14 protein-coding genes and 1 pseudogene are annotated in these 14,858 nt (G+C 40.9%); 11 read left to right on the top strand and 4 right to left on the bottom strand.

The features are described from left to right. Window positions 1–143: 143 nt before the first annotated feature. The 10 genes and pseudogenes from BK584_RS12760 (at window position 144) to BK584_RS12710 (ending at window position 11,128) form a co-directional block, all read left to right on the top strand. Window positions 144–1,337, top strand: a complete 1,194-nt coding sequence (locus tag BK584_RS12760) for an MFS transporter (RefSeq protein ID WP_078392964.1) — start codon at window positions 144–146, stop codon at window positions 1,335–1,337. 470 nt (window positions 1,338–1,807) lie between these two features. Further along, window positions 1,808–2,539 (top strand): 5-oxoprolinase subunit PxpB, encoded by a 732-nt coding sequence (gene pxpB / locus BK584_RS12755; protein WP_078392963.1) that lies wholly within the window; start codon window positions 1,808–1,810, stop codon window positions 2,537–2,539. Continuing rightward, window positions 2,523–3,554, top strand: a complete 1,032-nt coding sequence (locus BK584_RS12750; protein ID WP_078392962.1) for a 5-oxoprolinase subunit C family protein — start codon at window positions 2,523–2,525, stop codon at window positions 3,552–3,554. Before pxpB ends, BK584_RS12750 begins: the two co-directional genes overlap by 17 nt. A 92-nt stretch (window positions 3,555–3,646) precedes the next feature. Next, window positions 3,647–4,402 carry a putative hydro-lyase gene (locus BK584_RS12745; RefSeq protein WP_218970339.1) on the top strand — a complete coding sequence of 252 codons (756 nt, stop codon included), beginning with the start codon at window positions 3,647–3,649 and terminating at the stop codon, window positions 4,400–4,402. Beyond that, complete coding sequence (locus tag BK584_RS12740) at window positions 4,403–5,611, top strand: NRAMP family divalent metal transporter (protein ID WP_078392960.1); 1,209 nt, start codon at window positions 4,403–4,405, stop codon at window positions 5,609–5,611. It begins immediately after the preceding gene. A gap of 27 nt (window positions 5,612–5,638) precedes the next feature. Then, entirely contained in the window at window positions 5,639–6,403 is a 765-nt protein-coding gene (locus tag BK584_RS12735; RefSeq protein ID WP_078392959.1) for a LamB/YcsF family protein, read from the top strand. A 614-nt stretch (window positions 6,404–7,017) separates the two neighbouring features. After that, a pseudogene (locus tag BK584_RS12725) lies at window positions 7,018–7,320 on the top strand (DUF817 family protein); the annotation flags it as partial. Between the two features lie 44 nt (window positions 7,321–7,364). Beyond that, window positions 7,365–8,288 carry an ArsR/SmtB family transcription factor gene (locus BK584_RS12720; RefSeq protein ID WP_078392958.1) on the top strand — a complete coding sequence of 308 codons (924 nt, stop codon included), beginning with the start codon at window positions 7,365–7,367 and terminating at the stop codon, window positions 8,286–8,288. A gap of 146 nt (window positions 8,289–8,434) precedes the next feature. Further along, on the top strand, window positions 8,435–10,186 hold the full coding sequence (locus tag BK584_RS12715) for a glycoside hydrolase family 2 protein (protein ID WP_078392957.1): 1,752 nt from the start codon (window positions 8,435–8,437) through the stop codon (window positions 10,184–10,186). A 480-nt stretch (window positions 10,187–10,666) separates the two neighbouring features. Next, window positions 10,667–11,128 (top strand): hypothetical protein, encoded by a 462-nt coding sequence (locus BK584_RS12710; RefSeq protein WP_078392956.1) that lies wholly within the window; start codon window positions 10,667–10,669, stop codon window positions 11,126–11,128. 227 nt (window positions 11,129–11,355) lie between these two features. On the opposite strand, the gene BK584_RS12705 is transcribed toward BK584_RS12710, so the two are convergent. Next, window positions 11,356–12,594 carry an MFS transporter gene (locus BK584_RS12705; protein WP_245808851.1) on the bottom strand — a complete coding sequence of 413 codons (1,239 nt, stop codon included), beginning with the start codon at window positions 12,592–12,594 and terminating at the stop codon, window positions 11,356–11,358. Window positions 12,595–12,806: 212 nt separating this feature from the next. Between BK584_RS12705 and BK584_RS12700 the strand changes: the two genes are divergently transcribed. Next, window positions 12,807–13,601 (top strand): phosphotransferase family protein, encoded by a 795-nt coding sequence (locus tag BK584_RS12700; protein ID WP_078392954.1) that lies wholly within the window; start codon window positions 12,807–12,809, stop codon window positions 13,599–13,601. Window positions 13,602–13,629: 28 nt separating this feature from the next. Here BK584_RS12700 and BK584_RS12695 read toward each other — a convergent pair whose 3' ends face one another. From BK584_RS12695 to BK584_RS24645, 3 genes are read right to left on the bottom strand one after another with little or no spacing between them, the layout of a single operon-like run. Next, on the bottom strand, window positions 13,630–14,073 hold the full coding sequence (locus BK584_RS12695) for a GNAT family N-acetyltransferase (RefSeq protein ID WP_078392953.1): 444 nt from the start codon (window positions 14,071–14,073) through the stop codon (window positions 13,630–13,632). A gap of 11 nt (window positions 14,074–14,084) precedes the next feature. Continuing rightward, window positions 14,085–14,564, bottom strand: coding sequence for an ASCH domain-containing protein (locus BK584_RS12690; RefSeq protein WP_078392952.1), 480 nt, complete (start codon window positions 14,562–14,564; stop codon window positions 14,085–14,087). Window positions 14,565–14,579: 15 nt separating this feature from the next. Continuing rightward, window positions 14,580–14,756 carry a hypothetical protein gene (locus tag BK584_RS24645; RefSeq protein WP_169871250.1) on the bottom strand — a complete coding sequence of 59 codons (177 nt, stop codon included), beginning with the start codon at window positions 14,754–14,756 and terminating at the stop codon, window positions 14,580–14,582. Window positions 14,757–14,858: the final 102 nt, after the last annotated feature.

The raw sequence follows: 14,858 nt of genomic DNA, 5'->3' as shown, positions 1-14,858 counted from the left end.
GCCCTATCTGGTGAAAATCCTCTTTTTCTCTCAGGCTGCTTTTCTGTCTATTAGTAGTGTATGCTTGAGGAAATAAAAAACATGCTTGTATGAATCAATTGAATTTTACATATATGATTTTTTGCATAAGAAAGGAGTTCGCAATGAGTGGCATTCAGGAGGGAACGACAGCTTATAATAGGGCTGCTCTTGCTTTGTTTTTTGCAGGTTTTGTTATCTTTTCAATTCTTTATACCGTTCAACCGCTTATGCCATCGCTCACTAACGCTTTTAATGTAGCGCCGTCAAGGGCGAGTATGTCACTTTCTGTTTCTACAGCTACGCTTGCAATTGGTTTACTCCTTGCCGTACCACTAGCAAGCCGTTTCGGAAGAAAAACATTGATGACAGCCTCTTTAATCGCCACAACTTGCTTATCCTTGATGAGTGCATTTGCTCCAACGTTTACTTGGTTCCTCGTCTTACGTGGTCTTATTGGCTTCTTCCTAGCAGGTGTACCAGCAATGGCGATGGCATACATTGCAGAAGAATTCCATAAAGACGGAATTGGAAAAATGATGGGGTTATATATTGCAGGCAATTCAATTGGTGGCATGGGTGGACGATTGATTGCAGGTTCAATAGGGGACTTTTTTGATTGGAGAATAGCGATTGTTGTTATTTCGCTTGTAGCGGCGGCTGGAACGATACTCTTTATGACGATGTTGGCACCGCCACAAAGAAAACAAACGGAACTTTTTTCAATAGCTGGGACTACACGGAAATACCTGAACGCCTTAAAACAAAAGCGATTGATGTTACTTGTTTCGTTAGGTTTTTTGTTAATGGGTAGCTTTGTTACGATCTATAATTACATCGGCTTTTATTTAATGGACCCCCCTTTTTCATTTAGTCAAACGGTTGTAAGTTTTTTATTTATTAGTTATCTAGCGGGTACATTTAGCTCTGTTTATATGGGGAAAAAAGCAGATCAATACGGCAAGAGTCGGATCTTGCTTATTTCCGTGCTCATTATGGGAGCCGGAGCATGGCTGACAGTACTTCCTTATGGAGTCATACAGCTACCAGCATTACTTATCCTCACATTTGGCTTTTTTGCAAGCCATTCAATTGCATCAAACTCAGTGAGTACACTAGCTGGAAAGTTCCGAGCAGAAGCCGCTTCTCTATATCTTGTTTCCTATTATCTAGGTTCAAGTGTCGCTGGAACAGTAGGTGGCCTGTTCTATGATTTCTATGGATGGCTAGGGATACTCATTTTTATTAGTGTTCTCCTACTATGTGTTTTTCCGGTAATCGTAGTGGCTAAATTAGAAAAACCGTCAGAAACATCATAGATTCTCATGATAAAGAACGAGGATCTCCTCTAGAGATCCGGGATAAAGTGTGTAGGTATTCATTCACCGAAAAAGGAAGTGCAGGACTATGGACATTTATTTGTTTTTTTTGAACCGCTCTTTCTTTTTTATTCTTATGTTAACGCCATTTGGAATTTCATTTAACGTTATTGGCATAGCAATGATCGGTTTTTTGATTAAGTGGATTAGAAGGTGGAAGTAAGCCAAATAAAAGGTGAACCAGAGAACGAGTTTGATCGAAAGGGGTGCCGTTAGTCACGAAAATGGTGAAGTTGCCGCTAAACGTTGTTTTTATAGGATTAGAACGAACGGTGGATTTTTATCGTGCTTGTGGTTAGGTATGATGTTAAATAAGTTTAATGAGGCGATTATACAGGAATAAGGAAATAATCGAAATGTTTGATCGCTTTACTACTAGTGTAAAAAACAGTTTAAAGGGGGGCATGGTAATGGAGCAAAGACCTGAATTTGATGCACTAAGTGAAACATCCATTACGGTGAATCTTGGAAAGGATGCTAGCCCTGAAGTACATGCTCAGATTCAAAGGTTACTTAAAGAGCTTAATCAAAATCCATTTTGTGGCTATCAAGAAGCGGTACCAAGCTATATTGGGGTAACTGTTTTTTACGATCCAATTGAACTAGTAAAAAATACGAAATGTAGAAGTGTCTCAGAAGAAGTGATCCGACTTTTAAAGGAGCGCATTGGTCTTGCTGACATGCATGAGGAAAAACAAATAGGAGAACAGATAACCATTCCTGTTTGTTACGACGCCGAGTTTGGACCTGACTTAGATCATGTGGCAAAAACAAATGGTTTAACGCGGGAAGAAGTGATTAATCTTCATACAGCAAATGAATACCTCGTCTATATGATTGGTTTTGCTCCGGGGTTTCCGTTTCTGGGAGGTATGGATGAACGAATTGCTACATCACGTCACGGGAATCCAAGGACAGAGATTCCAGCTGGTTCTGTGGGCATCGCCGGAAAACAGACGGGTGTTTATCCAATCTCAACTCCAGGAGGCTGGCAATTAATTGGACAAACCCCATTAGAACTCTTCTCGACAGACAGAGAAGTTCCGAGCCTTTTGAAAGCAGGAGACCGCGTTACGTTTAAAGCAATCTCCAAAGCTGAGTTTCTGCGAAAGAAAGAGGTGGATCATGGCTCTACTCATTGAAGAAGGCGGTCTTTTTACCACGGTGCAAGATCTTGGTCGTAGAGGGTATCTCCATCAAGGTGTTGTTGAAAGTGGGGCGATGGATCGAACGGCAGCACGGAATGCAAACATAGCTGTAGGAAACGAGGAGCATGCTGCCGTACTTGAAATGACATTCATTGGACCAACCATTACGTTCCAAGCTGGTTGCCTTATTTGCATTGCAGGAGATGGAATGACCCCGTATATGAACGGAAATCCCTCTACACTTGGTACTCCTTTCTTTGTCCCACAAGGAACATCGCTTTCTTTTAAAGTGAAAAAGAAAGGGATTCGTACTTATTTGGCAGTAGCAGGTGGCATAGATGTCCCCGTCACGATGGAAAGCAGAAGTACCTATTTAAGGGCAGGGTTAGGTGGGTTTAATGGCAGGAAGCTCGAAAAAGGGGATCAGCTTACGATTGGAGAGGCAAACGAGCTTGTACGGCCCATAATGGAAGAGGCGACCAAACAAAATCGATTATGGGAAGCGGACTGGCGTGTATTTAGCCCGATCATTGAAGAACAGAGCGATGACCGGTCTGTTATTAGGGCCATTCGTGGCAATCATTATCATCGTTTGACGGACGAGAGTAAAAAGAAATTGTTTCAAGCAACGTTTACGATTAAGAGTCAATCTGATCGAATGGGCTACCGTCTTGAATCAGAAGAAGCCATACAATTAGAAGAATCATTTAGTTTGTTGTCAGAAGCGGTTGCACTTGGAACGGTTCAAGCTCCTCCGGATGGACAATTAATTATCCTTATGGCAGACCGACAAACAACAGGTGGCTACCCCCGTGCGTTGCAAACGGTGGCAGTCGATGTAAGCAAGCTTGCTCAACTACGCCCGGGAGACTCGTTTACGTTTACAGAAGTGTCACTTGAAGAGGCAGAGCAGCTATACCTTGAGCATGAGAGAGCGATGGCCATGCGCAGGAATGGCATTTTATTGAAATGGAAGCAGATTAGAAGAAAGCTAGAAGGAAAAGAATAAGTACACGGCAATAAGGTTACGACTAAAGAAGAGATTTGTGGGAGGCGTGTAGGATGACAATTGAATTCTATTCCAACGATAGGGGATCGATAATGGAACAGATTCGAAATGGGACGTATACAGGACCAACTTCGGGGCTTGCAAGAGGATATGCGCAAGCCAATCTAGTTATCTTACGTAAGGAATATGCTTATGATTTTCTTCTCTTTTGTCAACGAAACCAAGTGGCATGTCCATTGCTTGATGTAACGGATATAGGGTCTGTCGCATCAAGGAAAATGGGCGTTGATGCTGACTTACGCACAGATCTCCCGCGCTACCGGGTCTATCGTAACGGTGAATTTACAGAAGAGTGTACCGATATTCTGTCTTTGTGGGAAGAAGAGATGGTTTGCTTCTTGATTGGTTGTAGTTTCACGTTTGAAGATGCATTGTTAGCAAATGGCATTCCGATTCGTCACCAAGAAGAAGATGTCAATGTACCCATGTACAAAACATCGATTCCTTGTGAACCTGCAGGGCGCTTTCATGGAAATGTCGTGGTAAGTATGCGACCAATGCCAGAAGAGCAGGCAATCCGTACAAGTCTTGTCACCGCCCGCTTTCCGTCTGTTCATGGAGCAGCAATACATATAGGGAATCCAGCCGCAATTGGCATAAAAGAGATTGCACAACCAGATTTTGGTGATCCAGTTACGATAAAAGAAGGCGAAGTACCCGTATTTTGGGCATGTGGAGTCACTCCGCAAGCAGTTGCGATGGCAAGTAAACCAGACTTAATGATCACCCATGCGCCAGGTCATATGTTTATTACAACAGTGAAAAACGAACAATTAGGGGTCTTGTAGATGAATCATACCGTGAACGAAAAAGTCCGCAGCCGATTTTTACGCGGTGCCATATTTTTAATGGCAACCTCGGCAATCGGACCCGCTTTCTTAACGCAAACTGCGCAGTTTACAGAGCGGTATTTAGCAAGTTTTGCATTTGCTATCCTCCTCTCTCTTATTATTGATAGTGGCGTCCAAATGAATATTTGGCGCGTTATTTCCGTTTCAGGGAAGAGAGGTCAAGAAATTGCCAACGAGCTTCTTCCAGGCCTTGGCTATGTTATAGCGGCACTCATTTTATTTGGTGGTTTTGCTTTTAATATTGCTAATATTGGCGGAGCCGCTCTCGGTTTAAATGTCTTATTTAATTTGCCTTTGGCTGTAGGTGGTTTAATTACTGCAGCTCTGACAATAGGGTTGTTTTTATTTAAGCGCTTTGGACCAGTTATGGACAGAGTGATGCAAATTTGCGGAATCGTGATGTTACTGATGGTTGGGTATGTCATGTTTAATTCAGCGCCACCCGTTCAAGAAGCAGCGTACAGGGCATTTGTACCTCAGGATTATATGATCCTGTTGTTGCCAATTGTCACGATCGTTGGTGGGACTGTAGGTGGTTATATCTCTTTTGCTGGCGGACACCGTCTTGTGGATGCGGGGATCACCGGAAAAGAGAATGTGAAATTTGTAGGAAGAGCCGCAAGTCTCGGGATTTTAACAACTGGTATCATGCGTGTTTTTCTTTTCCTGGCTGTACTCGGTGTAGTATCAGCTGGTTATAGCTTGGATGAGAACAACCCAGCGGCAACGGTTTTTCGTGTTGGATTAGGTGACGTTGGTTATTATTTATTTGGACTCGTCCTTTTCGTAGCTGCGATTAGCTCTGTTATTGGTTGTGCATACACGAGCGTCTCCTTTTTAAGGTCGTTCCATCCAGTGTTTGCCGAAAAAAACAATTTGTTTATCGCAGGATTTATAACGATTTCTGCACTCATTTTCTTAACGATTGGTCAACCCGTACAGCTTTTAATATTAGCAGGGGCGTTAAACGGTTTGATCTTACCGATCGTCTTAACAACGATTTTAATTGCATCACGGAAAAAATCAATTGTTGGAGATTATCATCATCCAACAGCGTTACTCCTTTTTGGAATTCTAACTGTTTTAGTGACGATGGGCGCTGGTTATATAGCCCTTGAAGGCATCATTGAGTTATGGAATGGGTAATGAGAGTAATTCTTAGGAGGAGAAAAAATGACACAAACAATTGATTTAAACAGCGATATGGGTGAAAGTTATGGCCTGTATAAAATGGGAAGTGACGAAGAGTTGATGAACTATATCTCTTCGGCTAACATCGCTTGTGGGTTTCATGCAGGAGATCCGAGCATTATGAGAAAAACCGTTCAATCTGCGGTAACGAATCAAGTAGCGATTGGCGCTCATCCAGGCTTACCTGATTTAGTTGGTTTTGGTCGGAGAACAATGGATATTACTCCAGAGGAAGGCTATGATCTTATTCTCTATCAAGTCGGTGCGCTGAGTGGGATAGCTACAGCAGAAGGCGCTGTCCTTCATCACGTAAAACCACATGGAGCTTTGTACAATATGGCTGCGAAAAACGAAGCCCTTGCAGAGGCAATTGCAAAAGCAGTCTATCAATTAAATCCAGAGTTAGTCTTATATGGACTTGCGGGAAGTAAGTTAATCGAAGCCGGGAAAAAAGTTGGGTTGAAAACGGCAAGTGAAGTGTTTGCTGATCGAACCTATCAAGTAGATGGAAGTTTAACATCGCGCAAGGCGCCAAATGCGCTTATTCTTGACCCTGAAGAGGCGAGTAAACAAGTGTTGCGCATGGTACAGGAAGGAAACGTTCTTACTGAACAAGGCAAAGAGATTGATATTGTCGCAGATACAATCTGTATTCATGGGGATGGCGCTCATGCCCTTGCATTTGCCAAACAAGTTCACGAGAAGTTGAGCGCAAATGGTATTTCAATAAAACGAATAAATGAATAAACGGAAAGGGAGCTGTATTCGCTGTATGTGGTGGATACAGCTCGACTAAGTTCAGCGAGAAAAAAGCTACTTAAATGCGCCTCATATCTCGACGTTCTGTTTCTTGTTCAAGCGAACGCATCGCTAGCGATTCTAGAATTTTGTCTTCTCGCTCTTGTCCTTGTTTCATACCGGTCTCACCGCTAATCTGATGGACACCCATTGATAAGGAATCAAGCTTTGCTTCCGTTTCTTCTTGCCCATCACGTAATGCTAAAACGATTTCTGATAATTCGCCAACGCTTGTTTCTAGGGGACCAACCTGTGTTTCTAATCCTTCACCGCTTTTCTTTACAACATCGAATGTTTCAAGTTCTTTAAAATAAGATCCAGTTTATGCTCCATCTACTTTCTCCTTTCTATGGCTTATCAAAATAAGTATCGTTCTCATGATTGTAAGAGCACGATAAAAACAAGGAAAGTGTAGCATTGGTATTGAAAGTTATGTACGATTATCGAAGTTTTCAATATTCTCCTTCTCGTTTCAAAAATTTGATATAGTCATCTATGACTTTATTAAAGGAGAACAAAATACATGAAAACGTTCATTTTATTTGGGTATCATCAAGCGATGTCTTTTCTTTTTCCGGACTATGGTTTTCTTTACCGTGAACAAGAAGACGTTAAAAATGCCTATGGTCTTAGCGTTTTTCTTAATTGGTTTTTTAATATGGATCGCAGAAAACATTGTTACTTTTTACGGAGCTTGGACCTATCCAAATCAAGAAGAGGTTTGGTCAATCGTACATATTGGTAAAATGAGTTCATGGTTTCTTTTGTGCGTGATTAGCGTCATTATTGTGGCTCAGTTAAAGCGAGTGAAGAATGGTAGTGTCATCGGGAAGATAGAGGATAAATCAACAAATGAAAAAATCTAGTTACAGTTGTGTATGCTTATATCAAGAGGAGAAGAGGTGACCTGTTGTTAGAGTTGTCGATTAATGAACCAGAAAAATTACGTAAAGTATCGCATGCGCTTTCAACGGAAATTCGAATTCGTATGGTTCAGTTATTGAGCAAGCAGAGCTATAGCGTCCATGATCTAGCAAATTTGATTCATATCCCTGTATCAACAGCAGCATCAAACGTGAATGTGTTAACAGAGGCTGGACTTATTGTCACAGAGCTGCGACCGGCGAGTAGAGGTGCAATGAAGATGTGCACACGAAATTTTGATGATATCCACATTGCCCTAAATCATCTAGAAAAGCGAGAAGTATTGCAGTCATATGAAATGAATATGCCAATTGGTCATTATGTTGATTTTTTCGCTACACCAACGTGTGGGATGGCCGACAAAAAAGGAATGGTTTTAAACGAGGATGAGCCTGGGGAGTTTTATCATCCAGATCGGGTAGAGGCACAAATTCTCTGGACACGAACGGGCTTCTTTGAATATAAATTTCCATTTCAGTCGAAAAACGTTAGAAAGATACGTAGCTTTACGTTTTCATGCGAATTGTGCTCTGAAGCTCCAAATTATAACGATGATTGGCCCTCGGATATTACGGTGTGGGTAAATGGTGTCGATATTGGAACGTGGACGAGTCCCGGAGATTTTGGGGACCGTCCTGGGAAGTTAAATCCAACGCATTGGTATGATAATACAAGAACCCAATATGGGTCATTAAAAACATGGGAAGTAAACGAAAAACAGGCGATGATTGACTATATTCCTTGTAAAGCAGTGCAACTAGCTGATTTACACTTACAAGAAAAACAATTTATTACCATTCGAATTGGTATAAAAGAAGATGCCGAGCATAAGGGCGGCATGAACTTATTTGGCAAGGCATTTGGTGATTATCCTCAAGATTTAAAAGTAGGAATTCATTTCTATGAATAAGGAAAAGTGCGGACATAACGTTCGTGCTTTTTGATTAACTATTTGACAATTTAGAAATGTAAGCGTATGATTCGTTTTAATAAACAGAAATATCGTTTATAAACAATTATTTCGTAACATTAAAAAACAAACAAAGGAGTTTTTTGATGGATAAAATAGACAATCGTTTTCCTAGACCTCGGTTTGTAAGAGAGGATTGGTTAAATTTAAACGGAGAATGGAATTTCTCATTTGACGATGAAAATCGCGGAAAAAAAGAGCGTTGGTACAACACTTCTCGTTTTAATCAAACCATTACCGTCCCTTACTCGTACGAAACAAAAGAAAGCGGGATTAACAAACAAACGTTTCATCCAGTCGTTTGGTATGGAAAAGAAGTAACGATTCCAGACAGTCAGCAAGGAAAAGACGTGCTGCTGCATTTCCAAGCGAGTGATTATGAAACAACGGTTTGGGTAAACGGTCAATATGCCGGAGCGCATCAAGGTGGAAATTCATCCTTTTCTTTTCCGATTACCCCGTATCTTACAGATGAAAAAACACAACAACTGGTTGTCCGGGTGGAAGACAGTATGAGTGATCAACAGCCTAGAGGAAAACAGCGCTGGGTTGATGAAAACTTTGGGTGTTGGTATGTGCAGACAACAGGGATTTGGCAAACGGTGTGGTTGGAATTTGTGGCAGAACAACGGCTTGAAGAAGTGAAGATTGTTCCCGATTTTGACCAGAGCTCGGTCAGGTTTCACTATAAATTAACGGAACAAGCAGTGAGGAGTAAGGCTGTTGTAGAAACGGTCATTTCCTTTAAAGGCAAGGAAGTTAGACGGATTTCGTTTGTTCCAGAAGGAAAGACAACAAAAGTAACCGTTGATTTAACGGCAACGATTCATGAATGGCAGATTGCCCATTGGACGCCAGAACAACCGAATTTATATGATGTCTCCTTTGCTGTTCACGCTAATGGAATAAAAATGGATAAAGCTCGTTCTTATTTTGGGTTACGGAAAATTTCCATTCATCAGGGGCAAGTGCTCTTAAATAATCGGCCAATCTATCAAAAACTCATTTTGGATCAAGGGTACTGGCCTGATACAAATTTAACCGCTCCATCAGTAGAAGCTCTTGAGGCAGATATTGAAGCAATCAAGGAAATGGGGTTTAATGGCGTCCGTAAACATCAAAAAATCGAAGATGAACGTTTTTATTATTTGTGTGACCAAATAGGGTTGCTTGTTTGGGCAGAAATGCCCTCTGCCTATTCGTATTCCACTGACGCCGTCCGCATGTTCACAACAGAGTGGCAAGAAATCGTGAACCAGCTCAGTCATTATCCGTCGATTGTGACCTGGGTGCCGTTTAATGAATCGTGGGGCGTAGGCGCTATTTTCACAAATAAGCAGCAACAAGCATTTACGGAATCGATTTATTATGCGACAAAAGCAATGGATGACACGCGACCTGTCATCGTAAATGATGGCTGGGAACATACGATTTCGGACATTATCACATTGCACGACTATGAAGAATTTGCGGATGCTTTTTTAGCGAGATACAAAGACAAGGAGGAGCTCCTTAGTAATAAGAACCTCCACAATAAAGAAAAATACCCGTTTGCAAATGGATATGCATACAACGGCCAACCTGTACTGATTAGTGAATACGGTGGAATCGCATTTACAACAAAAGATGGTTGGGGTTACGGAAACCAAGTGAAATCAAAGGAAGAATTCCTTGTCAGGTATCAAGCCATCACCGATGCAATTAAAGCATTGCCTTATGTAACTGGCTATTGTTATACGCAAATCACCGATGTTCAGCAAGAGGTAAATGGCTTGCTTGATGAAAAACGCAAACCAAAACTGGAACTAAATGAAGTCAAAGCAATCAATGATCGCTAATGGGACGAGAAACGTTTGGTTATGATCGTTATAAAGACGTTGGACGCGGAGATATGATTGTTGATGTGGAGATTTAATGCTGAAGTAGAAAATTTAAGAGCTGAATGAGGAGATTTCAGGGATGAAGGTGGAGATTTAAGAAGAAAGAGTGGAGATTCGATTGTAGAGGTGGAGAAAGGATGCGGAAGTCGGAGATTCGTGAGATCGAAGTGGAGATTCGGCGCATGAGTGCGGAGATTTAAGAAGAAAGAACGTAGATTCGATTGTAGAGGCGGAGATAGGATGCTGGAGTCTGAGATTCATAGAACTTAATCGTTCCTTGTCACGCGCTCTTAGATTAACGACCGTTTTCATTTCACCTGAATAAACACTTTCTGACCGTCTTAATAGACGGTTTTTTTTGTATGTTTGCTAGACCTGAAGGCGTAAGTTGCCGATAAGTTGAATATAGATGTTTAAAACGGGCAAAGGCGGAAGGTGATGAAAAGACGAATTGTACTTGTAGCGGTGTGTGTGGGAATTGCAATTGCCATTATGCTTAAAGTTGGAAATGACAATCGGCAGCGAAATCTTGCTGAACTTATTCCATTTAACAAAGAAGACCTACTTCTTTTAGGCATCACTGTCGAGCGTGATAATGTGGAAAAAGAAAATGGCTATGAATGGTATACAACGGAGCCGGCGTTAGTAGAAGAAGTCGTTTCATTTCTAGGGGAATATCAAGTAAAACGAGTTGATACAGATGTGTATCACCAACAGTTCATAGAAGAAAAGCCTCTTGAACTTTACATTAGCCACCAGAAAAGCAAACCTTCAATTGTTTTTTTAGGAGAGACAGGAGTGATGATTATTGGAACTAGTGGGTTTGAATTGCTTAATGGTCCATTAGAAGTAGAGTGGTTTCAAGAGTTTATCGAAGAAAATGAAGGAGAAGAAATGTAACAAGCTTACCAATCTAACGGAGGTGGGCTTGTTTTGTCTTGTTTAAATAGACGTTTAGTTACGAAAAGATTGTATGTGTGTAGTCGCATTGCAACCTCCTTGTTGACAGTTCTATAACGATTAGAAATGATTTTTTAGTAAATATTCAACCGCAACTAATGAAGATGGAGATAATAGAAAACAAATAAGTATGTTACTGCCCAATAAAGAATTGGGCAGTTTTTCATTTATATTCTCTCTTTTGATTCGTAACCGCGAAACATACTTACATAAAGCAAGGCGCCAATTAGAGAAAAGCCAAGCAATAAATAAAATATCGTTGATGTGCCAAGCTTTCCAGATAAGAGTATTGATATTGGCGCGAGTGTACGACCGACGGTATATTGAAGATTCGAAGCACTGATATACGTAGCTCTCGCATGTGCTGGTGCATAGGCACTAACAAAACTTTCAGAGGCTGGGGCGCGTAAGATTTCCCCTAAGGTGAAAACAGCTGTCATTAATAGCAGTAAAGAAAAAGATGTTGTCATGCCTATTGCAAACAGCGCTACGCCTGATAATAAACACGAGACAATAAAGATGTCACGTTCTTTCCATAGTGTCGTTAGCTTAGTGAGTGGTGAAATGAATGCGACGAACATGAGTCCATTCAGTCCGAGCATATATCCGAAAATTTGTTCACTTGATAAGAGGTATGATGGCCAACTTTGAAAGGGGTGAATCGGTTGGGCTGGTACATGATGAACTACATAATAGGCTAAATAAAGATCAAGTTGCATAAGGGTCATAATCGAAAAAACACCACCAAGAATGAAGCGCAAAAAGATCGAATCGGAAAAAATGTGTTTATAGCTGTTCAGAATGGCGAATGCATTTTTTAGTAAGCTCCAACTAGTTGAATGTGGCTGTAATGGCTTGCTTTCCTTAATGAAAATAAAAATGCTAATCGTATAAATAAGCATGACGCAAGCAGTTATGAATAACAATGGTTGGCGGTAGTGGAAAAAGAAAATGGCACCAAGGGCTGGACCCATGACTGAGCCTATATTATTTGTTGTCGCAAATAAAGCAAAGACACTACGACGATCTTGCTCGGTCACCAGGTCAGCGACCATTGCCAAACTAGGAGCACGATACAATGCTCCGCCAAGACCAACTCCAATGAAAGCGATATAATCAACCCACGGAGAGAATGAACAAGCAAATATGGCAAACATGACGGTTTGCAAGGCGGCGCCAAGCAACAAAATCGGTCTTCTGCCATAGAAATCAGCTAAGCCACCACTTACTAAATTTCCAAGTAGGCTTATAAAGGGAGGCAACATTAGTAACCCTCCAGCGAGACTGGTCCCGAGTGTAGCACTGAAATACAGGGCGATAAAAGGAAAGTACATCCAATAACAAAGATTAAATAAACCTTCGCCTAACAAACGAACTTTTAAGTTTTGATCTAACTGTTTCCACACAGTTTTTATCTCCTCATTCTGTTATCCTGGCCAGGTTTCATAAGAATACAAAATAAACTGAAAAAAATATAGACTTATAATAATCTCTGTATTATACTAATAATATGAAAATCAATGTAGCCTCTGCTCACTTTCGCTGCACTAAAAAACGAACGTTCGTTCCTTTATAAAGGGGCTTTTTTTTATGTCTAAGTAAATGCAGGTGAATGCTGATGAGACCGTTCGCTATAAACGAGATTCCGAACGACATAAAGCATTTTGTTGGGAGAATAGATAGAATTCGTTTTCCGAGGCAAGGGTATACTTCTGACGTTGGGATAATAGAAGCAAAAGGCCATTATTTTGCTTTAAAACGAACAAGAGAACCATTGTATTGTTCCTGGCTTGAACAAGAAGTCGATATTTTATCACTTTTATCCATTAAAACCACATTGCCGGTTCCGGATGTAGAGGTATATGTTAAAGAAGATGAAAAGGGGCATTCATGGGCGTTAATGGAGTGTCTTCAAGGTGAAACGATGAGGTTTGCAATTGCAAATGAATCAAATCAAAAGAGACGGGAAGAGTTAATCGTCCAATTTGGAGAGATTCTAGCGAGAGTCCACTCGATACCTTGTCCAAACGAATGGAAGCAACAAGGATCTTGGCTAGACAATCAGCTAAAAAAAGCTTCGTATCAATTAACCCATTATCAAGTTGATGTTACGAGTGAACTGTTGAAAGAAATAGTGGAAAACCGTCCTCAACCGGTTAAACAAACACTGATTCATGGTGATTTTACTATTGATAATGTGCTGGTTCATAATCGGAAGATCTCTGGCGTGATTGACTGGGCCGGGGGAGCTTACGGTGATCCACGCTATGATGTTGCATTAGCAGTGCGACCAAAACCGAGCCTTTTTCAAAAAAATACTGACTATACACTATTCTTCAACGGGTATGGGGCAGAACCAATTAGCAAGGAAGACTATCATTATTTTGCAAACGGATTAAATGAATTTTTTTAACGCTAAAATAAAAAGAAGTGGGCCCCATTTATTTGAGGCCCACTTTGTTATATAAACACATTGTTTCTACCCGTTCATTTGCATCAACCACAGAGAAACCAAATGTTTCATAGCGTTTTTTTGCTCGGCTTCCTTTGAATATCATTAATGTAATGACTCGTTTGTCTTGGTGTTGATCGAGAACAGATTGAAACACAGCACGACCAATCCCTTTGCCTTGGTAGGCGGGATCAAGGTAAAAGTTTTTCAGCATCACTTCATCGCCTACAGGGCGGATGCCGATACAACCAATCGTTTCCTCGTGGATTTTAATCAAGTAGGTTGTGTCGGGATTGAAGTTTTCATTAAAGCGTGATAAGACTTGTTCATCAGGTAAATGATGGCGATTAAAGTCATCTGCTAATGCAGTCATTCGTAAGTCAGAGATATATGGTTTATCCTCAATCGTGCTTTGCACAAGTGTAAATTTCACCGAAAAGCCTCCTAGCTGTTCTTCTTCTGTTGGGGCAAATGAACAACGTTAAAACGTTCAAATACGACGATCATATCGGTTGAAAAGACGTGCCCCACGTTTTCTAATTCGCTCGTAAAAAAAGGTTCGTGTACGCTTTTCCAGTAATCAAGCGTGCGGTCACCCTCCCCTTCTGATAAGGCGTGTGCTTCCGTCACTTCATGATAAGGGATAAGGTCAACTGCTAGGCATTCAATGATCGCAACAGCATCGCCGTCGCCATCTAAAACCACGCTAAAATCGCCTACTTTTGGAAGTGGTTCCTCTCCGTACAAAGCAAAAGCAGAGGAAGTCCCTGTTTTTTCTCCTTGAACTACAAGGGCACTAAGCTCATCAGCCATTGCTTTTGATCCGTCACCAAAAGCAAAAGCGCTGTAGCCCTTTGACTTGGCGTGGGGATTTTTCTGTAAGTACACTTGCCAGAGCGTTTCAGCAGTATCACATTGCTCCATATGTAAATCCTCCGATCAATTGATTAAATAACAAAAAAAGATAAGGATAAGTGCAAGACTACAAAACACAATTTCAAATATGGCGCTTATGCGCTCCATTTGAATATGGTTGATACCTGTAACAATGCCAATCGCAGAAATACCAGCAATACCATATAAAATGATTTGATCCGTTATGTTCTCTTTTGACAAGGTGATAGAACCAATTAAGAAGACGAAAAAAAGGAATAAAAACAGATAACGGATAATGGCTTCGGACTTTTTTAGAAAAATAACATGGTGTAGAACCTCCTG

The organism is Shouchella patagoniensis (assembly GCF_002019705.1).
Taxonomy (GTDB): domain Bacteria; phylum Bacillota; class Bacilli; order Bacillales; family Bacillaceae_D; genus Shouchella; species Shouchella patagoniensis.
The sequence above is the reverse complement of the archived record's forward strand: the minus strand, read 5'-3'. Positions and strand labels throughout refer to the sequence as shown.

Coding starts and splice junctions, on each gene's coding strand:
- BK584_RS12745 (WP_218970339.1), top strand. CDS start 3,647: ATGGAACAGATTCGAAATGGGACGTATACAGGACCAACTTCGGGGCTT.
- BK584_RS12690 (WP_078392952.1), bottom strand. CDS start 14,564: ATGGAGCAATGTGATACTGCTGAAACGCTCTGGCAAGTGTACTTACAG.
- BK584_RS12760 (WP_078392964.1), top strand. CDS start 144: ATGAGTGGCATTCAGGAGGGAACGACAGCTTATAATAGGGCTGCTCTT.
- BK584_RS12710 (WP_078392956.1), top strand. CDS start 10,667: ATGAAAAGACGAATTGTACTTGTAGCGGTGTGTGTGGGAATTGCAATT.
- pxpB (WP_078392963.1), top strand. CDS start 1,808: ATGGAGCAAAGACCTGAATTTGATGCACTAAGTGAAACATCCATTACG.
- BK584_RS12715 (WP_078392957.1), top strand. CDS start 8,435: ATGGATAAAATAGACAATCGTTTTCCTAGACCTCGGTTTGTAAGAGAG.
- BK584_RS12735 (WP_078392959.1), top strand. CDS start 5,639: ATGACACAAACAATTGATTTAAACAGCGATATGGGTGAAAGTTATGGC.
- BK584_RS12700 (WP_078392954.1), top strand. CDS start 12,807: ATGAGACCGTTCGCTATAAACGAGATTCCGAACGACATAAAGCATTTT.
- BK584_RS12740 (WP_078392960.1), top strand. CDS start 4,403: ATGAATCATACCGTGAACGAAAAAGTCCGCAGCCGATTTTTACGCGGT.
- BK584_RS12750 (WP_078392962.1), top strand. CDS start 2,523: ATGGCTCTACTCATTGAAGAAGGCGGTCTTTTTACCACGGTGCAAGAT.